The 22,821-nt window shown below is 36.8% G+C and carries 19 protein-coding genes; 5 read left to right on the forward strand and 14 right to left on the reverse strand.

Features of this window, described 5'->3' with window-relative positions:
- Positions 1-2: 2 nt before the first annotated feature.
- The 3 genes from E2636_RS15460 to E2636_RS15470 all read right to left on the reverse strand — a co-directional run bounded on the left by E2636_RS15460 (position 3) and on the right by E2636_RS15470 (position 3,698).
- Positions 3-1,331: an FAD-binding oxidoreductase gene (locus tag E2636_RS15460; protein WP_134211007.1), complete on the reverse strand. Its 1,329-nt coding sequence runs from the start codon at positions 1,329-1,331 to the stop codon at positions 3-5.
- Positions 1,332-1,411: 80 nt separating this feature from the next.
- Complete coding sequence (locus E2636_RS15465; RefSeq protein ID WP_134211008.1) at positions 1,412-2,116, reverse strand: FadR/GntR family transcriptional regulator; 705 nt, start codon at positions 2,114-2,116, stop codon at positions 1,412-1,414.
- A 1,078-nt stretch (positions 2,117-3,194) separates the two neighbouring features.
- Entirely contained in the window at positions 3,195-3,698 is a 504-nt protein-coding gene (locus E2636_RS15470; protein ID WP_134211009.1) for a DUF6933 domain-containing protein, read from the reverse strand.
- A 308-nt stretch (positions 3,699-4,006) separates the two neighbouring features.
- Between E2636_RS15470 and E2636_RS15475 the strand changes: the two genes are divergently transcribed.
- The gene (locus tag E2636_RS15475) at positions 4,007-5,365 is read left to right on the forward strand and encodes an ice-binding family protein (protein ID WP_134211010.1); all 1,359 of its coding nucleotides are present in this window, start codon (positions 4,007-4,009) and stop codon (positions 5,363-5,365) included.
- Positions 5,366-5,429: 64 nt separating this feature from the next.
- On the opposite strand, the gene E2636_RS15480 is transcribed toward E2636_RS15475, so the two are convergent.
- Both E2636_RS15480 and E2636_RS15485 read right to left on the reverse strand, forming a co-directional pair.
- Complete coding sequence (locus tag E2636_RS15480; protein WP_134211011.1) at positions 5,430-6,185, reverse strand: SDR family oxidoreductase; 756 nt, start codon at positions 6,183-6,185, stop codon at positions 5,430-5,432.
- A 35-nt stretch (positions 6,186-6,220) separates the two neighbouring features.
- Positions 6,221-6,715 (reverse strand): VOC family protein, encoded by a 495-nt coding sequence (locus E2636_RS15485; protein ID WP_243840672.1) that lies wholly within the window; start codon positions 6,713-6,715, stop codon positions 6,221-6,223.
- Positions 6,716-7,848: 1,133 nt separating this feature from the next.
- On the opposite strand from E2636_RS15485, the gene E2636_RS15495 reads away from it, so the two are divergent.
- The 3 genes from E2636_RS15495 (at position 7,849) to E2636_RS15505 (ending at position 9,833) form a co-directional block, all read left to right on the forward strand.
- A complete protein-coding gene (locus E2636_RS15495) occupies positions 7,849-8,148 on the forward strand; it encodes a hypothetical protein (RefSeq protein ID WP_134211013.1) in 300 nt (99 codons plus the stop codon).
- A gap of 26 nt (positions 8,149-8,174) precedes the next feature.
- Positions 8,175-8,741 carry a signal peptidase I gene (lepB, locus tag E2636_RS15500; RefSeq protein ID WP_134211014.1) on the forward strand — a complete coding sequence of 189 codons (567 nt, stop codon included), beginning with the start codon at positions 8,175-8,177 and terminating at the stop codon, positions 8,739-8,741.
- 201 nt (positions 8,742-8,942) lie between these two features.
- Positions 8,943-9,833 carry a glycerophosphodiester phosphodiesterase family protein gene (locus E2636_RS15505; protein WP_134211015.1) on the forward strand — a complete coding sequence of 297 codons (891 nt, stop codon included), beginning with the start codon at positions 8,943-8,945 and terminating at the stop codon, positions 9,831-9,833.
- Positions 9,834-10,144: 311 nt separating this feature from the next.
- Here the strand turns inward: E2636_RS15505 and E2636_RS15510 are convergent, their stop codons facing one another.
- Both E2636_RS15510 and tagU read right to left on the reverse strand, forming a co-directional pair.
- The gene (locus tag E2636_RS15510) at positions 10,145-13,492 is read right to left on the reverse strand and encodes a trifunctional glycoside hydrolase family 18/polysaccharide deacetylase/glycosyltransferase family 2 protein (protein ID WP_134211016.1); all 3,348 of its coding nucleotides are present in this window, start codon (positions 13,490-13,492) and stop codon (positions 10,145-10,147) included.
- Positions 13,493-13,684: 192 nt separating this feature from the next.
- Positions 13,685-14,629 (reverse strand): polyisoprenyl-teichoic acid--peptidoglycan teichoic acid transferase TagU, encoded by a 945-nt coding sequence (tagU, locus tag E2636_RS15515; RefSeq protein ID WP_134211017.1) that lies wholly within the window; start codon positions 14,627-14,629, stop codon positions 13,685-13,687.
- A gap of 390 nt (positions 14,630-15,019) precedes the next feature.
- Here tagU and E2636_RS15520 point away from each other — a divergent pair, with 390 nt between their 5' ends.
- Entirely contained in the window at positions 15,020-15,604 is a 585-nt protein-coding gene (locus tag E2636_RS15520) for a biotin transporter BioY (RefSeq protein ID WP_134211018.1), read from the forward strand.
- Positions 15,605-15,939: 335 nt separating this feature from the next.
- Here the strand turns inward: E2636_RS15520 and larC are convergent, their stop codons facing one another.
- The 7 genes from larC to E2636_RS15555 all read right to left on the reverse strand — a co-directional run bounded on the left by larC (position 15,940) and on the right by E2636_RS15555 (position 22,810).
- On the reverse strand, positions 15,940-17,247 hold the full coding sequence (gene larC, locus E2636_RS15525) for a nickel pincer cofactor biosynthesis protein LarC (protein WP_134211019.1): 1,308 nt from the start codon (positions 17,245-17,247) through the stop codon (positions 15,940-15,942).
- Positions 17,228-17,923, reverse strand: coding sequence for a nickel pincer cofactor biosynthesis protein LarB (gene larB / locus E2636_RS15530; RefSeq protein WP_134211020.1), 696 nt, complete (start codon positions 17,921-17,923; stop codon positions 17,228-17,230). Before larB ends, larC begins: the two co-directional genes overlap by 20 nt.
- Before the next feature lie 59 nt (positions 17,924-17,982).
- Positions 17,983-18,813, reverse strand: coding sequence for an ATP-dependent sacrificial sulfur transferase LarE (gene larE / locus E2636_RS15535; protein WP_134211021.1), 831 nt, complete (start codon positions 18,811-18,813; stop codon positions 17,983-17,985).
- Between the two features lie 65 nt (positions 18,814-18,878).
- A complete protein-coding gene (locus E2636_RS15540; RefSeq protein ID WP_134211022.1) occupies positions 18,879-19,754 on the reverse strand; it encodes a fumarylacetoacetate hydrolase family protein in 876 nt (291 codons plus the stop codon).
- Positions 19,755-19,861: 107 nt separating this feature from the next.
- Positions 19,862-21,328, reverse strand: coding sequence for an alpha-ketoglutaric semialdehyde dehydrogenase GucD (gucD, locus tag E2636_RS15545; protein ID WP_134211023.1), 1,467 nt, complete (start codon positions 21,326-21,328; stop codon positions 19,862-19,864).
- A gap of 20 nt (positions 21,329-21,348) precedes the next feature.
- Complete coding sequence (locus E2636_RS15550) at positions 21,349-22,506, reverse strand: UxaA family hydrolase (protein WP_134211833.1); 1,158 nt, start codon at positions 22,504-22,506, stop codon at positions 21,349-21,351.
- Positions 22,507-22,513: 7 nt separating this feature from the next.
- Positions 22,514-22,810 carry a UxaA family hydrolase gene (locus E2636_RS15555; RefSeq protein WP_134211024.1) on the reverse strand — a complete coding sequence of 99 codons (297 nt, stop codon included), beginning with the start codon at positions 22,808-22,810 and terminating at the stop codon, positions 22,514-22,516.
- Positions 22,811-22,821 lie beyond the last annotated feature (11 nt).

The following is a 22,821-nucleotide window of genomic DNA, read 5'->3' on the forward strand; positions in this document are numbered from 1 at the left end:
TTTTATATCCCTCCAACGAATCGTTTAGGATTAAGAATCTTGTTTGGATCAACCTTTGATTTAATTCCTTCTAGTAAAAACAAATAGGAAGGTTTATCCCCCCAAACATCCACTTTCTGACGGAGAGTTAAAGGCAAATGCTTCACAACCACGTAACCACCAAGCTTAGTAACAACTTCTCGTAGGTGATGAATGGCTAGTACGATATCATCGCTAGAACCTATTAGATTTACTTGGCATAATCCATGACCAAGTCCCCCATGCGCCTCCACCATTAAATCGAAAGGATTCTTTAAGAGCTCGCTTTCTTTTATCACCTGAAGAACATCGAAGTTAACTACCCCAATTTTCAAAGCTGCCTCAATTTTCTTTCCTGAAAGTACGTCGGCACCGTTTGGACAGATTGTGTAAAACTGATTCCAAAATATGTGGGCTTGTTGTTGGGAAAGAATGCTCATATTTGTATCGGAAGGCTGCATACTTTTGACAAATTCTTCTTGATAATGGACCGAACTTTCAACATCCTCAAAACTCATTGCTAATGTATAAGTAAATTGACCAGTTAGCTTTTCTGCTAAAGAAGGGCTTAATAGTTCTAGAGTGACTGGTTCCATCGTTGAATCTAATAGACTTTTTGAAAATGTTCTGATCTCATCAAGATTTCCTTTTGGGAAATATAGTAGAATAAGACTTTCAAATTTTGCGAGCGGACGAAGCTTTACAGTTACCTCTGAAACAACTCCAAGTGTTCCCATTGCACCGATAAAAATTTTGTTCATATCATAACCAGCAACATTTTTCACGACTTTACCACCTGAACGAATGATACTGCCATCTGGATATATATTTCTAAGTCCAATTACTACATCCCGGGAAGAACCATATCCAAGCCGTTTGGGACCGCTTTCATTTGCTACAATGATTCCTCCAATCGTGGCAAACTCAGGCCACGCAGGATCTAGTGATATTTGTTGCTTGTGGATCGCTAAGTATTCTTGCAGTTGTTTAAAGGGTGTTCCGGCCTTGACGGTCAGGGTCATGTCACCTACTTCATGCTCGACAATTCCTTTATGATTGACCATTGAGAGAAGGATATCAGCAGATTCAGTTAAGCCACCAAATCCTCTTTTCGTTCCTCCACCCATCACTGATATTTTTTTCCCATGAGTGTTGGCGTACTTTAAGATAGCCGCAATCTCTTCTTCTGAAGTTGGATAAACGGTAACCTGCCCCCCGTTACCAAGTGGATGATTTACATCTTCTCCACCTTTAATTTGTTCCTCAGAAATAATTGATTTCAAGTCTGTTAAAAGATCTGTAACGTTCAAAATACAAACACCTCCACTTGTTTTTTCATAGCAAACGCTCGTTCTTTATATTCTACTAACATTCGTTTAACTGACATTCTTTCCTATTTACGCGATGACTGTTGCAAAATGTGGCTTTGCAACATCTCCTCTTCAACAAAATTCAAATGTTCGCTCATCATCCTATGTGCTTTAGCCGATTCTCTTTCTTTAATTGCTTCATAGATTTGAAGATGTTGGTTATCTATCTGTTTAACCGTGTCAGGGTTTTTCTGTATGTATTGATGAAAATCAATCATTGCTTTTTTGGTCGTGGCAGAGATAAATTGCATGAACTGTATTAAAATTTCATTACCTGTAGATTTAGCCATCGCCATATGAAATTGGTAATCAGATTCCCATTTATTCACTGATTGGTTGTAAATACACTCCTCCATCTTCAGCAAATCCTGCTCCGATCTGTGAATTGCAGATTTTTCAGCTATTCCAGTTTCTAAAATTTTTCTTACTTGAAATAGCTCGATGATTTCTTTAGAGCTTGGAAGCAATAGATGATAGTTAAATAATTTTGACGGATCAAACTCACAAATATACGTTCCTTCTCCCTGCTTCACGTACACGATTCCTTTTCCACTTAGTGTTGTGATTGCATCTCTTACAGAAGAACGTCCAACCCCAAACAAATCACAAAGCTCACGAACTGATGGCAGCATCTCCCCAGCCTTAAACGATCCCTTTTCAATTAGCTTTTCAATTTCTTCTGCAACCGTTTGAGACACTTTCTTTGTAGTAATCTTTTCAACATTCACGAAATATCCCACCTATTCTTCCGCTTGTCACATATGTGACAAGTGGAATCTTTCCATAATTAAAACACTTAACTATACAAATATCAATAGTTTTTTGAATTTAATAAATATTTAGTGAATTTTAATTGGAATTTGTTTTGGTTTATGTTTAAGAAAACACAGGTAAAGTTTTCCAGGTATTTAAGAAAGAACCGATAATTTAATTATCAGTTTAAAAGGATATTTCTTATAGTAATAACCTTGATTTCCGTTACAGTCGGACGCTTTCCGCGGGCGGTCCGTGAGCCTCCTCGTCGCAAGCTCCTGCGGGGTCTCACTAGACTCGCTTTTCCCGCTGGAAAGATATTGGACGAACTGTAATTCGTCCAATATCCTTGCGACGAGTAACCGCAGGAGCACATGTTTTCTCGCCGCCTTTCACTACAATCATTCCCCTGTTTAAAAATAAATATAAAAAATCATCCTATCTACTAAAACCAAAGTACCCACACCCATATTTAGTGGACTATTTTTTATGTCTAATTCATTACTAAAAAAAGATAGATCACTGAACAAAATTCACTTCCACTGAGGAAACTTGCGATTTTAAAAAGGAAGTCACGAATTCGAATTAACGAGAGTCACATCAAAAATAAATTTTGTTTTAGCATGTTAGTTTCCATATATTAAAAACACCATGAACACTAGGTTCGAGAAGTGAAGAAAATATCGTTACTTTTTCATAACCCACGTTGAAAATTGTGGATTTTTTATTGATACTACTGGTGAGCGATTGGTCAGTTGGAAAATTTAGTGCTCACGTTGGAAAAATGATGGGCCAAGTTAGAATTTTTGGACGCCAAGTTGGAAAAATCCCTCTCCAAGTTGGAATATATAAAATATGGAAATTATTTGTCTTATTTTTCTAGACAAGTTCTAAGGGGAGTACCAAATCTATATTTTCTTATCTCATTAAAAAAAAGACCTTTCAGCAGTTCAATTGAACTCCCAAAAGGTCTTTTGAAATTACAAATGATAGTATTTCAGAAAATTCTCGAATCGTGTGGAAAGGTCCTTCTTCATTCGTTAAACAGCAACATCAAGAATATTGATTGTCCATCTCTTTAACCATCGTCCTACCCGAATAAGTCAGCGGGAGCTTCAACATAACAAACTTATTTAATTTTCGATTCAACTTAAATAGGTCTAAAGTAGCTTTATGCTCAAACCAGGAATTAATAAACAAGATCGCCTCATTCATCTGGCCAATAATGGCGCGTTCACTCGTTTTCAAATAACTGAGCACTTCCGCATGCTGCATATACTGCTCAATCTGATTCGCGGTCACATCGTCTGTAGCCAAATTTTCCCGGATTCCAACACAAATCATCTCGTCCAAACCTTTCAAGTCCTTGGCAAACAATGGACCCAACACAAAATGATAGCGTGTCTTACTGTTCATCACGACTATGTACTTCTTACGATTAAGGAGGAACAAATGCGAATGCCATGAATAGAATAAATCCTGATCGGCATGTGGTTTCTCCTGTAAATCCTTCTTCAAATAATCCCCTAGCTTCTTCGTGCATTGAATCGTTAACATCCCATTACCCCCTTAACAAAACACTTTGTAAGATTTATCATACATCAATAACCTCAAGTTGGCAGACAAACACGAGTTACCTTCTAAATTGATAAAGAAAGCCACTTTGTGCCACAGCCTGACAAGCACAACTAAATAGAAAACCAATCGACTCTCGAATCTATATTATATTACGTTCATTTACCATCTATTTTTTATGGGAATATAAGTATAAAAAGAAAATTTTATTATAATAACTATATTTTAGAATATAATGTATAATAAAGTAATTATTAATAAATAAATACCAAAAAATTGGAGGGATTATTTTGAAAAACAAATCATTTAAACATTTATTCTCACTTTTGTTAGTTGTAAGCATGGTATTACATTCATTTAGCTTAGCATTTGCTGCTACTCCGACAGAAACATCGACAGATCTCGCAGAACCAACAGACCTTGTTGCTACTTCTGGAGATTCACAAGTCAATTTAACTTGGTCGTCGGTTACAGGAGCTACCTATTATAATGTTTATCAATCACTAGACGGTTTAACTTATAATTTAATTAGCACTCCTGCTACAGGAACTACAGCAACTTATGATGTGACTGAACTAACAAATGGTACATTGTATTATTTCAAAGTATCTGCTGCAAACACAGTTGAGGAAAGTACTTATTCAACTGTTATAAGTGCAACTCCATCAGTTGGACCCGCTCCAGTCAACCTAGGGATGGCTGGCAATTTTGCTATTTTGTCAAAATCAGGAATTTCTACCGTGCCCAATTCTTCGATTACTGGAAATATAGGCGTTAGCCCAATTAATTCTACAGCCATTACTGGATTTTCTCTGACAATTGATGCTACTAATGAATTTTCAGAATCCACTCAAATTACTGGAAAGGCATACGCTTCAGACTATGCTTCTCCAACTCCGAGTAACCTTACTACAGCGGTAAGTAACATGGAAACAGCGTATAGTGATGCTGCTGGCAGAGCTGCCGATTATACAGAACTTTATACTGGAGACATTAGTGGTCAAACACTTACAGCTGGTGTTTACAAATGGGGCACCGGTGTTTTAATAAATTCGGATGTTACTCTCCATGGAGGACCAAACGATGTGTTTATTTTCCAAATAGCTAAAGGAATTACTCAAGCCAATGGCACAAAAATTATCCTAACGGGTGGAGCACAAGCCAAGAACATATTCTGGCAATCATCTGAAACCGTTTCGATTGGTACCAATTCACATTTTGAAGGAATCGTACTTGGTAAGACAAATATCACTATGGGCACTAATGCATCGATAAATGGCAGACTATTTGCACAGACTGCAGTCACTTTAATTAAAAGTACAGTTGTAGCTCCTTCAGTGGAACCTGTGGCACATAATTATTCTATTGCGACTACAGGAAACTCAACTTTAGAACTTGGGCAAAGCGCATCTTATAGCAGTCAAATATTTGATAATGGTATAGAAGTGTTTGACCAATCTGTCCAATGGAGTTTGAGAAATCAAGACGACTCTACACCAACCATGGGTAGTATCACTGAAGTCACAGGAAATAGTGCAACAGTAAACGTTGGCAGTGATTCTAGCTATGTAAATAAATACCTCATATTATCTGCCACTTTGACAGATGATCCAAGTATCACCATAGAAAAGTTAATCAAAATCAAATAAGTTTCGTTTAGTGAAAAAGACTTACCCTCGGGTAAGTCTTTTTTTCATTCTATGATAACTGCGGCTAACTGCGGTAAAACCCACCCTCTGAATTAATAATTTGACCAGTTATCCATTTTGCATCGTCGCCAGCAAGAAAAGCTACTAGTCGGGCGGCATCTTCAGGAAGCCCAATTCTCCCCATCTTAAATTTAGGTAATAGATTCTCCCTTATTTCGCCTGTCATCCAAGTTGAATCTGTGGGACCTGGGTTTACACCGTTAACTGTAATTCCTATTGGGGCAAGTTCTACTGACAAAGACTCGGTAAAAGCTGAAATCGCAGCTTTAGTAGCAACATAAGCTAATTCACCAGGCATTGGACCTAACCCTTGGCCTGAAGTCATATTAATGATTCTTCCTGTCCCTAGATTCAATTCCTTATAGCGACGAGCGAATTCTACACACAGAAGAAAAGTTGTCCTCATATTGACTTTATAGTGATCATCGAGAGTTTTAGCATCCAACTCTATATAACCATCACTTGTTGAATGCGCAGCATTATTAACTAAAATTGTAGGAAATCCTAATTTACCTGCAATCGTATCATTTATTTCATATGCTGCATTTGCATCAGACAAATCAATTTCCATGCTTTCGCAGCGTACGCCTAATTCCGTAATCTCTTTTTGAAAATTCTCGGACCAATCCGGAGCAGAACCCCAATGCGTAAAGAAAATATCTATACCATGGCTTGCTAATTTTCGGCAGATGGCCGACCCCATATCTCTTTGACTACTTGCACCAGTAATAAGAGCAATTTTATTTTGTAAATGATTCACTTACTTTCCCCCAAACCAACCTAATACTTTGCACCTTATGCCTGTTTCAACTGTGCGATGTCCAACTTTTTCATTCCGAGCATTGCCGTTGTTACACGTTGGGCTTTTTCCGGATTTTGATCTTGCATCAATTGTCCTAATATCTTTGGAACTACCTGCCACGAAACACCATACTTGTCCGTCAGCCATCCACATTGCCCAGGCTCTCCCCCTTCTGAAAGCTGATCCCAGTAATGGTCGACTTCCGCTTGTGTCTCGCAACTGATACTAAACGAAACCGCCGGCGTGAATGAGAAATGAGGTCCCCCATTAATCGCCATAAAATCATGCCCATTCAACGAATAAGAAATCGTCATCACTTTTCCCTTTTCACCTCTACCAGTCTCTCCATACCTCGAAACATTCTTCACCACTGCCTCTTTAAAAACAGAAACATAAAAACCCACAGCTTCCTCAGCTTGTTCATCAAACCATAAATTCGAAACAATTTTTTCCATATCCCTTTCAACCTCCTTTGAATATTTACGCATACTCACATCTTCGCCAATGCATTCCAATGTCCTTTAACAGCTCATGTTAAGATCTATTTAATTAGTTTTGAAAAACTAATTATATTGACTACTTGAACAACAAAAACGGCTGAAGATGAAATCTCAGGAGCTCATTACTAATTGTATATTATCGAGAATAAACAATCCGTATGTTTCAATTATAGAATTGTTTCTTAATTAATTGGCTTGTAATGGGTTTATTAGAATTGATCAAGTTGATTGCTCGTTCTTGTAACTCCTTACTCATATCTAAACCCTCTAGCTGCATAGTACACGATTAAACTCTTTTGAATGTAACTTCATCTTTTTCAATATGCTCACATCCTCTTCTTCTCTTCTATTTTTTATAAACCAAATTACAAATTTCTAAGTTCAAAAATAAAGTGATTTTAAATATTTAATTTGGGAGAAAAAGTATTTTTACCTGTATAATAAATGTGAAATGTAAACATTTCTCTGTATAGGTGGTTACCCCAATGATGTACATTAACAAGTGCAATTTCGAGTTATTTCGGCCAAAAGACTACATTATCTCATGATAAACAACTGTTAGAACTCCTACATTCAATTTAAAAATTCAGAACATATTACTGACGGAGATATAGACCTAATTCAGCTTTATTTAAAGAGGAAAATATAGTTCTACAGGAGATGTACATACTATGAAATTAATGAAATACTTCGATTTATTGCTTTGATATCTATTACAATATTGTTGATTTTCTATTATTTTCCAAATATTCCGCTCGCTAGTTCAATTCCAAAAGGGACTCTAATTCTTCTCATTATTGTTCTGTGTATTTTCAGCATTCTATTTAGACGCTATATACATCCTTCTAGTTTAGAAATATTCAAGTGGAAGGTGCTTTCCACTATATATCTGCTTTTCTTGATGGTATTGTTGACTATACTAGGAGGGAAATCAACAGTTGGTATTGCATTTAATAATGTTTTCCTTTGGATTGCTTTACTTTTAATAAACTATGAGATGTTCTCCCAATGGAAGAAAGTGAAAAAATTTGATGCCTAGGTTTTTGCACATACAATGTCACACAAACCGCTAAATAAAATCCCGCTACCCAAAATTCAACACACACGAAAGGTGACACGCCATGTCCTTCTTTTCAAAAATATTCGAAGCAAAAAATCGACGAAAAACCGACCGCTCTATTGAACAATACAACACGAAACACGGCCGGCTGATGAGCCAAGTTTCCGAATATGAGATGATTGAAAAAATTGATCCAACCGCTGAAGCACTAATACTCAAACGTCAACTCATGAAAGAAAAAATCATTCTTATTGAACGTGAACGCAACCAACTTATCCAGCAGCTCCAAACCTACATTGCAAAACATAAACCTGCGTCTAACTCACGCTACCACGTCATGCTCAATAAACTAAACAAATAAAAGTATAGGCATTGGAGGCAAACAAAATGGAACAAACTAAAAAAGAGAAAAACGAGTTTTGGGAATGGACAAAAGCATTACTCGTTGCATTTGCGCTTGCCGGGCTAATTCGTTACTTTTTATTTACACCTATCGTAGTAGATGGCGAATCAATGATACCTACTCTTAAAGATGGTGACCGGATGATTGTTAATAAAATTGGCTACTACATAGGTGAACCAAACCGCTATGATATCGTTGTATTTCACGCACCTGAAAATAAAGATTACATTAAACGAATAATTGGATTGCCAGGCGATCATGTTGCCTATAAAAATGATCAGTTATATATAAATGGTGAACCGCTGGATGAACCTTACTTAAAATCTCATAAAGAAGATTTAAGCGAAGGTGAAGGTACTTTTACAGAGGATTTCACACTTGAAGAAAGTACTGAAAAGACCATCATTCCTGAAGGATACGTGTTTGTTATGGGGGATAATCGGCGAAATAGTAAAGACAGCCGCATTATTGGGTTGATTTCGATGGATGAAATGATAGGCAAAACTAGTGTTGTTTTTTGGCCACCCAATGAAATAGGTCTTGTTAAGTAATATTATTGGAGAATTACCAAGTTGATTAAACAAATGACTATTAGGTACTTGTACAAAATGAGGAGGCTGAAGATTTAATTCAGCCTCCTTTTTTATGTATAAGAAATAACTTGAAGTAATAAATCATATAATTCCAATACAATATTGTGAACACAGAATTCATTATTGAGAAAACCATTAACACTTTGGAGGATGAATAACATGAAGAAACTGATGTTCCTATCAATTCTTCTGATCATGTATGGTTGTACACAACAACCACCACAACAACCACCCATTGAACGTCCTTCTTTACCGAATTATGATTTTCTCATCATCGCCCATCGCGGCGCATCAGCCTATACAACAGGTCATACACTTGCTGCTTATGAGATGGCCGTTCATATGGGAGCGGATTACATAGAGATTGATTTGCGCATGACAAAGGATGGAAAACTTGTCGCCCTACATGATTCAGTTGTCACGCTTCACAATGCCCAACAAGCAGTAGCTGACGTCACATTCGACGAAATTCAACTTCTTTTCCCAGGTAAAGAGTTTGATAAAAACCATCTAGCGTATACGTTACCAAATTTAGAAGATTTACGAGTAGTTGATTTGTCGGAGATTTTGTTTCACTTCGGTGACAGCGTTAATTACTACATTGAAATGAAATCACCCGAAGAGTATCCAAATATTGAAGAAGAGCTGTTGCGACAACTTCGGGAACATCACTTACTTAATCGAGATGATGCCACTCCAAAAGTGATCATTCAATCCTTTGACGCTCCTAGTCTGAAGGAAATGTTTGCTTTAGAGCCTTCCATTCCATTAATACAACTATATAAGTTTAGCAAAGAAGCCAAGCTATCAAAAAAAGAACTTCGAGAACTGACTAAATATGCTTCGGGAGTCGGTGTAAATGTAGAAGTGGTGAATCGAAAATTTATTGATTCGATGCACCGCGCACGCTTGCTTGTTCACCCTTATACCGTCAATGATGAAGATTTGATGCGCAGTCTTAAGAAATTCGGTGTAAATGGAATTTTCACGGACAGACCAGATGTCGCGTATCGTGTGAAAAACGAGAAAAGTAGTATAGATATTGACTAGTGGTATAGGTGCCGCATCATAACCTATAGAAATAAGAAATGAGCTGTGATTTGAACATGATTACAACTCATTACTTGTATTCCTGACGATATTCTTGGAACTTCCCACTTACCTCACAAAAACGTCGGCTGAAGATACAATTTCAGCCGGCTTTATATATTTCTACTAACCGATTTAGCTAGCAAAAATAATTAGTTATACGAAAGGACTGTTACCAGTAAAGATAACAGTCCTTTAAATTATTGTTAACCAAGTGTGAATTGAGTTTCTTCTATACGTTTTGAAACGATGGAAATTTAATTTATATTAACCTATCTTTTAACTACTTGTCTAATTAAATTACCAGAGCGTTTTAATTTATTCCAGCCCACCCGTGTCCCTTTCAGAGCAGCTAAAATAGATTTCCAAGAAACCCATAATAACAAGTAACGGTAGAAAATTCTTTGAAAGAACAAAGGAATTAATGGTTTAAGACTTAACTTCTCTAACCTGAACGCGAATAAACAAATAAGGAAATCAGTTAGAAGGTAACATGAATAAAACAATAATGATTTTTTTATATTCCCAGATAACATTCCCAAAACAAATACAATGTCTATAAATGGTGCAAACAAAGGGAATACAAATTGAAATAACATCATATTAGGGAGCGCAATAAAACCTAATGATTTTTGTTTAATTCCACAAAAGGCTTTTTTATGCTTCCAAAAACATTGTAACGTTCCAAAGTTCCATCTATAGCGTTGTTTAAGAAAATCATTACTGTTTTCTGGTACCTCCGTATAAGCATATGCCTGTTCATCAATGGTAATTTTATATCCCTTGCATAGTATCTTTAAAGACATGTCTGTATCTTCTGCTAGTGTGTCGTCTGTGAAATACCCAAGCTCTTCAATAACTTGTTTACGCCAAGCTCCGATTGCTCCTGGAACAACCGTAACGCAATTAAGCAAAGCAAAAGCACGTTTTTCTAAATTAAAACCTGTTACATACTCAACATGCTGCCAAATTGTTAATAAATTACGCATGTTTCCAACTTTAATATTTCCAGATACGGCAGCAACTTTTTCATCTATGAAATGGCGAACAAGATACGAAATAGCTTCAGGTGAAATAATGGTATCTGCATCAACAGCGATAATAATATCACCATTTGCCTTTTTAATTCCCATATTAATTGCTGAGGCTTTTCCACCGTTCATCTTATTTATTAGATGAACCTTTTCACTATTAGCAAAATTCTCAGATACAATCACTGAGGTTTGATCTATAGAACCATCGTCTACAACAATTACTTCAAAATTTACATAATTACTTTTTAAAACGGAATCTATAGTTCTACTTATGACCTTCTCTTCATTGTAGGCGGAGATCACCACACTAACAAGTGGATTGATTGAACGTCCTACACTCGATATTTTAGTATGTTTTTTATGTTTAAATGCTAAGTAAAAAAGTATAGGAAGTCGAATAGCGAAAATAAATAATGCACTATAAATTATAATAAAAATAATATTGTTAAAACTAGCTACACTGACTAAAGCAACTTTGATACTCTGCATCAATGGATTTTCTACCTTTGCAACATTAGGCATGATGCTTTCTCTTTTTGTATCCATCAGTTCACTAACTGTTACAAATTTAAAACCTTTACTTTGTAATTTTTCAATAATTTCAGGCAGAGCTTGAACTGTGGAAGTCCTGTCTCCACCACCATCATGAAGTAAAATAATATCACCGTTAGAAGCGTTTTTTATAACATTATCAACAATTTCTTTACTATTGTCTGTCTGCCAATCCTTTGAGTCAATATCGTAATCAACAGTGATATATCCCATTTGAGTTATCTCCATCATTCTTTGAAAATGGGATTTATCATAGATATTTTTATTATCGCCATTATATGTATTCTGGTCATCTCCATAGGGAGTTCGGTACAATAAGGGTGAACGTCCAGTAATACCTTGAATGATGCGCTGAGTAGTGTTCAATTCCAGTTTTAATTGATTATAAGATACTTTATTAATATTACTTGGATGGGAATATGTATGATTACCAATTTCATGACCCTCACTATATATTTCCTTAACCATACTTTGATGAACCTTCGCATTTTTACCAAGCATGAAGAACGTTGCCCTTATTTGATGTTCTTTCAAAATGTCCAAAACAATTTTTGTGTATATAGGATCAGGTCCGTCGTCAAATGTTAAGACGATCTCTTTATTTTTTTTTGAGATTTTGCTTAAACGTTCTATCTCAGATACTTTTGGCATAGAAATATATGATTCTGCGGTAATTAAACCAGATTCATCAAAATCAAGGCTACGTTCCCCCACATGCTGATCTGTTTTAGTACGAAAAATACTGCCTTCTCCAGAATAGTAGGTAATATCTCCATTCTTCACAGCAAGTAATTGATTGGTTTCATGACCTTTCACTATATCCCATATAGATGGATCCTCAGTACCTAATCTCCATAATGCAACCCCTTTAGCTCCACTTGAGATAGCCATTTTCCATTGATTGTGGAAAGTAGCACTGTCTAAAAACCATAGTTCATGCGATTTATTTTTATCCTTATATTTAATATAAGGATTTTTACTCATATCATCCCACTCTACCTTTAGGTTTGCTTTTTCTGCAATTCTCATTATCTCTTCAAAGGATACTGCTTTTCCACCTTTCTTACTTTCCCAATCCCAATCGTATCCATAATTCCCTAGACTGACGATAAGCTTCTCCTTAGATGCTTTTGATAGACTTTCTACATACCATGATGATGAAGCAATAGGACCCGGATTTATGAAACTCTCATCATATAACATTAAAATCATACGATCAGAATACTTTTCAAGATTATTATAATCAAATGCCTGATTATCCGGAGGTACATCTATCGTTACCAAAAGACCAGATGCATGAAAAGTGCTATAGAGCTCCTTCATGAAGTTTGATAGCTTGTCTCTATCACTTTCCTTTATATTTTCAAAATCAATGTTAATTCCATGATAGCCATACTGTTCAATTTGTTTATGGAGATCTTTTATTAGTTTTAACTGTGCTTTAGGCGAATTCAATAATTTGTGAATAATTTCTTGATTCCACTCACCATCAACCGTATTGTTAATTAAAGGAAGAACTTTAGTATCATGCTTTTTTGCTAGATCGCCTATATCCTTTTGAATATCGCTTTCTAACCCTAACTCAGAATTTAAGTGAAACCATTGTGGAATAAGAACATCTATCTGATCAATATTACGCCGTAATGATCGTTCACTATTTATATCCCAATTTACATAAAAAGCATAAAAATCATCTTTTGTAATTACGTTGTCTTTTAGAAATTTTTCATTTGAAGTAGTATTTAAAGCCTTTGAATTATCTACACTTCTTTTTTCAGATTGACTAATAGTTGAAAATTCATTAATCTCCATTGTTTTCCACTGGGGTAAGATAGGATTAATGTACACACTTAAACCTAATAAAAATGTTATTAAGAGAGCACAAATGACTAATAGTGAAAAAACACTTATTATTACGCTCCATCTTTTGTTTGAATTATTTTCAAAAACAAAATGTTTATGACTGCCATCAAAATCTAAGTTAGTTTTTTTATTCTTCCTTCGACTGTAAATGTAATCAGATATCTTTCTCAACAATTAACCACCTGTCTATTTTCACCTATGGACCAACCCAAAATAATGAGACATGGATAAAACACCCACTGAATCGTTTTTTCCTTTATTAGGAAAAATAAACAGTGGATGTTTTTTCATCTTTATTATCCTTTTCTTTCAGCACATATTAAAACAATATATAGGTTTAGATTGACCTATATCTTGTTTTAATTAGTTAACATTTAAATGCTGTTTTAACATGGAAGAAAGTTCTGTTCGCACTGATTGAGATACGACGTAATAGTAGACGCCATTGATTTCTGTTCCCTCACCATTAATTTGTACTTGTTGTATATTCTGACGAGCTGCTTTGTAGTTACTCTGAATGTCTTTCATGTCATTAAACGTTAAATTTGTTCTTACATTTTCAGCAATTACATCTAAAAAATCATTATAATTTGCAAGAGATTTTATGTTTGCTCCTTTGTTAATAACAGCTTGAATGATTAGGCGTTGCCGATCTTGACGACCTAAGTCACCACGTGGATCTTCAGAACGCATACGAGAATATTTTAATGCATCTGTACCGTTTATTTGTAGCTGACCTTCAGGGAAACGCTTACCATCATATGTAAAATCATGTGCATTATTTACTTTTACTCCCCCTAATGCATTTACAATATCTTTAAAACTTTCCATATTTAATTCAATATAGAAGTCAATTGGTACGTCTAAGAAATCTTCTACAGTTTCAATAGTCGTTTCTACACCACCAAACGAATAAGCGTGGTTAATTTTATCTTCCTTTCCTTGACCAGCAATTTCGGTACGTGTATCACGCGGAATGCTAACCATTTTAGAAGATTGATCTTTAGGGTTCACTGTCAATAAAATGAGTGAATCTGAACGTCCACGATCAGACTCACGTTCATCAACACCTAGTAATAAAATCGAAATAGAATCTTGCTCGCTGAAATTTATCTTTAGGTCACGGTTTTTTGAAACTTCATGATTTAATGGTTCATGTGTACTATTTAATGTATTTGCTACTGATCTGTAAACTGAAAATCCATATACACATACACCTATAATTAGAAATAAACTGATACCAATTATTATATTAAAGGTTAGTTTCCGGCTTTTCTTGCCTTTTTCCTGTTTCGAATTTCCTTCCATACTCAGTCTCCCTTTAATTTAATATTATGGTATTATATTACTTATGTTACAAAGTGAACAATTACAACTCTATTTTACCAGGAAAACTAATTAGTTTAGTAAACTTATTGTAAATATTGAAAAAATGGTAGTATACTATGCAAAAAAAAGAAATAGGAGGTAATTATCAATTACTTTTGTATCGCTTATTGGCTAGTTCAAAAAGAACGTTAGCAACTAGACCTGAGATTAATCAGAATAAGAAACTAATAACCTCATAGCTCTAGATTCTTTCAATTTCAAGTTCAAATATTCTTACTCTGATTTACGTCAACCTAAAATAAAAATAAGTTGACATATAATTTAGTTCTCTATTATACTATTGCTATATTGATTTTCGGGAGGGTTCACATGACTAGTTCCGCTGCTGCAAGAACAGCAAACCATTCACGGACATTATTATTGGTTCAAACGTCAATGTTTGCAGCATTAATGATGGTTGGTGCCAATATTTCTTCTTTTTTAATTATCGGTGGCGTCCCGATTACACTTCAAACATTCTTTGCCATACTAGCTGGTCTCCTACTAGGAAAACGTACAGGTGCAATTGCCATGATTGTATATGCACTAATTGGTTTGGCTGGATTGCCTGTCTTTGCTAGGTTTTCTGGCGGTCTAGACACAATCTTAAGCCCGACTTTTGGATTTATTATTTCCTTTATATTTGTCGCATACGTAGCTGGTTATATTGTTGAAAAGTTTCCAACTAAAGTTGGGTTTGTAGTAGCCGCATTAGCTGGCACTGCACTTAACTACCTTTTTGGGACCAACTGGATGTACGCTGCCTACAAAATTTGGTTTTCAGCTCCAGAAGGCTTTTCCTACAAAATGGCTTGGGCTTGGATGACCGTTCCCCTGCCTAAAGATCTCTTACTCGCAGTACTTGCCGGCTTGTTCGCCTTTAGATTAAGACCGATACTTCAAAAACAGAAATAGATTAATACTGTACGAAAATACCCCCAGCTATCGGGTTCATCTCCGATAGCTGGGGGTATTTTTTTGTTTATCAACTGAGTCAAGTTCATAAATAATATGTATATTATACGAATATTTTAAGTTTATTCCTTTAAATTTATTAAGAATTTTTATCATTAGAGTGAAAGGTGGCGACTCCAACGGGAATAGTGTGTTCAGGTGTGACCCCACAGCCGCACACACGAAGGCTACAGACGCCACCTCATGTGGCAACGCCTTCGCGACCAAATCCTGTTGGCCTGAGGAGGCACACTTCGTCCATAAACATAACTCCATAATTATATAAAAATTTCCCTTTAAATTATCACTTGCTCTCTAGCAGCTTGTTGAACGACCAAATATACATCGACGAATGGAACGTCATATTGATAGGCAGCTTTTTTTACATCTTCATATTCAGGATAAATTTTTATTATTTCACCTTCAAGCATACCTACTTTGACAGTTATTTTTCCATAAACAGTTTGAATCTCTTTAAACTCCCGAGATAAAATCCGTCTTGACCACTCAGATTTACGAACGCCAAATGTACTTGTTTCGCGCAATAAAAGTTCCTCTAATACAAAAGTATTTTCTGGTTTTGTTAAAATAGTAATTAACGTCCCTGGTCTGCTTTTTTTCATTGTTACTGGCGTGAAATAAACGTCTAAAGCTCCTTGATTCAACGCTTTTTCCATTATAAAGCCCATTGCCTCACCAGTGAAGTCATCTAATTGGCACTCAAGAATGGTAATTTGTTCTTGTTGTGGAGTTTCTTCTACATTAAATAGAACAACTCTTAAAACATTTGGGTGCTCAAAATCTTTTTTCCCTGCTCCATAACCGATTTTCTCCATTGCTAGCGGAGGCATGTTACCATATTCGTCTACCAAAGCTTTAATGAAAGCAGCACCTGTTGGAGTCGTTAACTCTCCTTTTACATGAAAATCGGCTAAAGGAACACCAATTAATATTTCTGCGGTTGCTGGGGCAGGAATCGGATAAAGTCCATGTGCTATCATTATTTTTCCATATCCTGTAGGAACAGGTGAGGCAACGATTCTACCAATATCTAGACTCTCCAGGGCAAGACAAACACCGATTACATCAATTATCGAATCCATTGCACCCACTTCATGAAAGTGTACTTCTTCCGGATCCATCCCATGTATTTTCCCCTCGGCTTCTGCAATAACTCGGAAGACAGCTAAACTTCTTTCCTTTGCTCGAAACGGAAGTTCACTGTTTTCTATCATTTGTAATATAGTAGAAGCTTTTCGGTGAGAATGACTATGATGTCCAATATCGTGTGAATGTTCGTGACCATGGTTATGAGTGTGGGTGTGCCCGTGATCGTGGCTATGTTCGTGTGTATGCCCCCTCTCAAGCGCATGAGAAGGAGGTTTCAGTTGCTCCTCAGAATCGGTTACATAAAATCGTAAATCCAACTGCTTAGATGATATCCCTTTCTTATCCACTATTTTTATGTTTAATGAAAATGGATCGATTGGTAGTTTCCTTAAATGTTCTCTAATATAGTTAATATCTGCTCCAAGATCAATCAGAGCTGACAGAGTCATATCTCCTGAGATTCCTGATTGACAATCAAGAAATAGTAATTTCATTATTTACCCCCTCTGAAGCAAGTTTAAGGATAAGCGTCGCTTGATAGGCTGCACCAAATCCGTTATCTATATTGACAACACTCATTCCTGAAGCACAAGAAGATAACATCGCTAGCAAAGGCGTTAACCCTTGCAGGTGTGCTCCATACCCCACTGAAGTTGGTACGGCTATCACAGGTCTTTGTACTAAACCACCTACGACACTTGGTAAAGCCCCTTCCATTCCAGCAACAACAATCAGTACGCTTGCCGTGGTAATCTGATCACGATATGCCAGCAACCTGTCGATTCCAGCTACGCCAACATCATATAATCTATTAACCTTACACCCCATCCACTCTGCTGTAATAGCTGCTTCTTCTGCCACAAATAGATCTGAAGTACCAGCACATAACACCATTATTTCTCCGGCAAACTGCTGTTTTGGTTCGCCATACAATAAAATACTTGATACACTATCATATTTAGATAAAGGAAAGGCTTCAATTAATAGTTGACCTTTCTCTTTGTCTACTCTCGTGACCATAACTCTCCCATGTTTTTCAATCAACTTACTCATAATCAAATGAATTTGTTCAATTGATTTTCCTTCACCATAAATAACCTCGGGAAAGCCTTGACGCTTTTCTCTATCATAATCAACTTTACTAAAACCTAAATCTTCAAATTTCTCCATGTCATCACCAGCTGTCTTAGAATTGATAATATAGTTCTTAATTTATGCTCTATATTCTTTCAGTTAACTTCTGCAAATTTATTTTCCGATAATACCTCGTTCATACTTCCAGTACGATAACCAAGCAAATCAACAGATACATAATTAAAGCCAAGTTCTGTTAACTTCAATTGTATTTGATCCCGATGCTTCAACAATTCGATAATTTCTTCAGAAGCCACTTCAATTCGAGCAATATTATCATGATAGCGTACACGGACCATATCGAATCCGAGTTTGACAATGAATTTTTCCGCACGATTAACTTGGTCAATTATTTCTATGCCAAGTTTTGTTCCGTATGGGATTCTAGAAGCTAGACTACACGATGCCGGTTTATTCCACACTGTTAACTTTAGTTCTTTTGAAAGTTGGCGAACTTCTCGTTTATATAAATTAGCTTCTTGTAAAACGCTACGAACTCCTGCTTCGGTTCTTGCTTTCAATCCTGGGCGAAAATCATCCATATCATCCATAATCATTCCGTCTAGAACATAGTCATATCCCAGCTCTTTAGATAACTCGTTTAAATGAGAATACAGCATCATCTTGCTGAAATACCAACTATCAGGAGTATTCGCTACTATTCTTTCATCTGCCAATTCTTTGATTTCAGTCTGATAGACGTTTACTCCTATACTTTCTGCTAATTTGACAGCACCTTCAAATTCTTCTTTACGGAATAATTCTGAAGCAACTACTACCGCAAGTACGTTGTTCTGCCCTAATTCCTGTTTTGCTCTTGTCAACACTAATGTACTGTCAACTCCGCCTGAAAAAGCTACAATTACGCGATTCATTCCCTGAAGAATTTCTCCAAGTTTATGGTTTTTTTGATTTGTTTGATACATATCATCGGCCTCACTTTACTGTAGTATGTTCTTTTTTTCTTCTATTGAAATTGGTAAAGACTTAGTTAATTGGTTTGTCTGTTTTGAACAAAATTAGTCAGTGTACCAATTTTTTCAATTTTCACATTCATCTCATCCCCGTTTTTCAGCCATACTTTCGGGTTTCTTCCCATACCTACTCCAGGTGGTGTTCCTGTCGCAATTAAATCACCTGGCTTCAATGTCATAGATTGAGATAAAAATGATATTATTTGCGGGACGGTGAAAATTAAATTATTTGTATTCGAATCCTGCATGATTTCGCCATTTAATACAAGTGAAATGGATAACTGGTGTGGATCTCCTACTTCATCTTGTGTCACTACGATAGGACCAATTGGGGCAAAGGTATCCGCAGTTTTACCACGTGACCACTGACCATCGTTAAATTGCAAATCACGGGCACTGATGTCATTCATAATCGTATAACCGAATACATGGTTATTCGCCTCTTCTTCTGACACACATTTCGCTTCTTTCCCGATAACAACTACAAGCTCAGCTTCAAAATCAACTTCGTTTGAATTGATTGGAATTTCGACGGCATCATTGTGACCAATAATCGCATTAGCATATTTAGAAAAAATGACTGGAGAGGCAGGTGGCTCCATACCCGTTTCTTTGCAGTGGTCAATATAATTTAAACCAACACAAATGATTTTCTCTGGCTGAGAAATTGGCGGAAGGATTTTTACATCTGACAAAGTAAATACAGAATTTTCATTGTTCCGCTGTTCAAGTAGCTGTTCTGCATGTTTCCTAAGATCGTCACTACCTTCAATAAAAGTTTTTATACACGGCGGAAACCTACTGGGATTAAGCACCGTTAAACTAATGATTTTATCGTCTTGTACAACACCAATATGTTTTTCTTTTTGTGCGCAAAAAGCGATGATCTTCATATAAAATCCTCCTATTTTCAAATCATTCTATGTATGTTCATCTTCTAAAATATGACGTTTATTTTAGAAAAGGAGATTCCCATTTCGGAAACCTCCATTAAATTAAATTAAGACCCTTTAATGAAGACTGTTTTGATGGCTGTGTAAAAGTCTTTCGCTGCTTCGCCCTGTTCTCGTGAGCCGGAGCTTGATGCCTTCATCCCACCGAAAGGAGCTTGAAGTTCAACACCTGCACTTTCCGCATTAATACGGACAAGGCCAACTTCAATTTCGTCAATAAATTCGAGTATTGAGTTAATGTCTGACGTAAATATTGAAGCGGATAATCCATATTTCGTGTTATTTGCTAATTCAATCGCATCTTCAAGATCCCTTGCTTTAATAAGAGCAATAACTGGACCGAAAATTTCGTCCTGTGCAATGTCCATCTCTGTCGTTACTTCATCAAAAATTGCAGGTGTAACGAAGTACCCTTTATCATATTTGTCGCCTGTCAGTACTTCCCCACCATGGACAAGATTTGCTCCTTCTTGATTCCCTTTTTTAATGTATTTTTTAAACGTATTAAACTGCCCTTCACTTGCGCAAGGTCCCAACCAGATACCCTCTTCTAGACCATCGCCGATCGTTATTTTTGAGGATTCCTTAATAAGTTTTTGTTTAAATTCATCAAATACTTTTTCTTCAACGATAACGCGGCTTGTAGCAGTGCATTTTTGACCTGAAGAACGAAACGCCCCACTAATGACACCTTCTACAGCTTGATCAATGTTGGCATTTTTCGTGACGATAACCGGGTTTTTCCCGCCCATCTCAAGTTGAAATTTAATCCCGCGTGCTGACGCTGATTTCGCTACACTTTGGCCAACACTCTCTGAACCTGTAAATGTGATGGCATTTAATTTCGGATGGTCAATTAACCCTTGACCAACTACAGACCCTGAACCTGTAACAAAGTTAAAAACTCCTGCAGGGAATCCTGCTTGTGCAAAGCACTCTACTACTTTTGAAGCTGTTACTGAAGCTTCACTTGCAGGCTTGAAGACAATAGTGTTCCCGTAAACAAGAGCAGGAGCAATTTTCCAAATAGGAATAGCAACTGGGAAGTTCCACGGGGTAATCACTCCTACGACACCAAGTGGCGTACGTTTCGTAAACATAAGTGCATCTTTATCTGATGACGGAATGACATCGCCATCTTTGCGCATACCTTCTCCCGCATAGTATCGAAGAATCGCAATGCCCCGTGCTGTTTCTCCTTTTGCTTCTGGAAGTGTTTTACCCATTTCTTTTGTCATGGATTCGGCAATATCATTTAAATTCTCTTCCAAGATATTTGCTGTTTTGAATAACAGTTGTCCACGGGCTGACTGGCCAATCTTACGCCACCCTTTTTTGGCATTGTATGCGGCTTCTACAGCTTGGTTCAATTCTTCGTTTGTTGAACTTTGTGTATAGCCATGTATTTTTTTATTGGCTGGGTTAATGCTCGCAAATGTTTTACCAGAAGCAGTTTCCACCCATTCATTATTAATATAGTTACTATATGTTTTTGCTGAAATTGTAGTTGTCATGTTTTGTTAACTCCTTTTTCTTAAAATGTTGGGCCAATTCTCCAAATACCAAAATCGTGCTGTTTCAAGATTTCCGCTTTGGTCAATTTGCCGTTTGATACATCTTGAATTTCCTGCATGATACGATTACCAACCTCAGCAACCGTTTCTTGACCATCTATTATCGTACCGGCATCAAGATCCATGTTTTCGTTCATACGTTCAAACATTGGTGTATTTGTAGAAATTTTAATAACAGGGACAATTGGTGAGCCAGTTGGTGTTCCACGTCCACTAGTAAAGAGAACAACTTGCGCCCCGCCTGCAACCATTCCAGTTAATTGCTCAATATCATGGCCTGGTGTATCCATCCAAACCAACCCTTTTTTCGTTGGAACCTGTGCGTAATCAATGACTTCTTCCAATCTTGTCGTTCCTGATTTTGTCGCAGCCCCTAGAGATTTTTCTTCGAGCGAACTGATGCCACCTTCAATATTTCCTGGGCTTGGGTTGCCTGTACGGATATCAACGCCCATTTTGATGGAGCGATTCTCCATCATTTTAATGACCGCATATGCTTTTTTGGCAACCTGATCGTTAGCAGCACGGTTAGCAAGCAAATGCTCTGCACCGATTAACTCAGTCGTTTCTGCTAAAATTGCCGTTCCGCCTTGATTGACGATTAAGTCACTTGTGCGTCCAACTGCTGGATTTGCGGAAATACCAGAGCATGCATCTGACCCACCACATTCTGTTCCAACGATTAGTTCACTAAAATCACATAGCTCTCGTTGCACCATTGATGCTTCTTGTACCATTTTCACTGCGATTTTCGCCACCTCAGCAATTGTTTGAAGTGTTCCACCATTGTCCTGTATAGATACCGTTTGCACAGGCTTACCGCATTTAGCAATCTCGTCGGCAACACTATGTGCCTGATGAGTTTCACAACCAAGACCTAGGACGATGACACCGTATACATTGGGATTCATCCCCATCCCTGCATATGTCCTAAACGTTTGATCGTAATCGATACCAACTTGTGCACAGCCATGTTGGTGAATGAAAGTGACCGTTCCACTTACTAATTCCGTCACTCGTTGTGCTGTTTGTGTTGCACATGTAATCGTGGGTAATATCAATACGTGATTACGTACACCGACACGGCCATCTGCACGGCGATAACCCCAAAATTGCATCTTGTCGTTAAACAACCTTGTCACCTCTTCCTCTTTTGCCCTCTAAATTGTGAACATGGACGTGTTCCCCAACTTGAATCGCGACCACGGCCGCTCCGATTACTTCTCCATATTTAATAATGTCTGCCCCCTGCTCAATTGCTTTGACAGCAAATTTATGCCCAAAGCTAATTGGTTCAATTATTGTCACCGAGATTTCTATTTCGTTGACTTTTACAATGACAGTAGTGTGTTCAGGAATCTCATTCAAAGCAACAGCAACACTATCTTTCTCACTTAGATAAAGCGTTTTATATTTGCTCATTTAAGCACTCC

This window comes from Paenisporosarcina antarctica (assembly GCF_004367585.1).
Lineage (GTDB): Bacteria > Bacillota > Bacilli > Bacillales_A > Planococcaceae > Paenisporosarcina > Paenisporosarcina antarctica.

Coding starts and splice junctions, on each gene's coding strand:
- E2636_RS15505 (WP_134211015.1), top strand. CDS start 8,943: ATGAAGAAACTGATGTTCCTATCAATTCTTCTGATCATGTATGGTTGT.
- lepB (WP_134211014.1), top strand. CDS start 8,175: ATGGAACAAACTAAAAAAGAGAAAAACGAGTTTTGGGAATGGACAAAA.
- E2636_RS15520 (WP_134211018.1), top strand. CDS start 15,020: ATGACTAGTTCCGCTGCTGCAAGAACAGCAAACCATTCACGGACATTA.
- E2636_RS15495 (WP_134211013.1), top strand. CDS start 7,849: ATGTCCTTCTTTTCAAAAATATTCGAAGCAAAAAATCGACGAAAAACC.
- E2636_RS15485 (WP_243840672.1), bottom strand. CDS start 6,715: ATGCGTAAATATTCAAAGGAGGTTGAAAGGGATATGGAAAAAATTGTT.
- gucD (WP_134211023.1), bottom strand. CDS start 21,328: ATGACAACTACAATTTCAGCAAAAACATATAGTAACTATATTAATAAT.
- E2636_RS15555 (WP_134211024.1), bottom strand. CDS start 22,810: ATGAGCAAATATAAAACGCTTTATCTAAGTGAGAAAGATAGTGTTGCT.
- larC (WP_134211019.1), bottom strand. CDS start 17,247: ATGAAATTACTATTTCTTGATTGTCAATCAGGAATCTCAGGAGATATG.
- E2636_RS15550 (WP_134211833.1), bottom strand. CDS start 22,506: ATGCAATTTTGGGGTTATCGCCGTGCAGATGGCCGTGTCGGTGTACGT.
- tagU (WP_134211017.1), bottom strand. CDS start 14,629: ATGGAAGGAAATTCGAAACAGGAAAAAGGCAAGAAAAGCCGGAAACTA.
- larB (WP_134211020.1), bottom strand. CDS start 17,923: ATGGAGAAATTTGAAGATTTAGGTTTTAGTAAAGTTGATTATGATAGA.
- E2636_RS15540 (WP_134211022.1), bottom strand. CDS start 19,754: ATGAAGATCATCGCTTTTTGCGCACAAAAAGAAAAACATATTGGTGTT.
- E2636_RS15470 (WP_134211009.1), bottom strand. CDS start 3,698: ATGTTAACGATTCAATGCACGAAGAAGCTAGGGGATTATTTGAAGAAG.
- larE (WP_134211021.1), bottom strand. CDS start 18,813: ATGTATCAAACAAATCAAAAAAACCATAAACTTGGAGAAATTCTTCAG.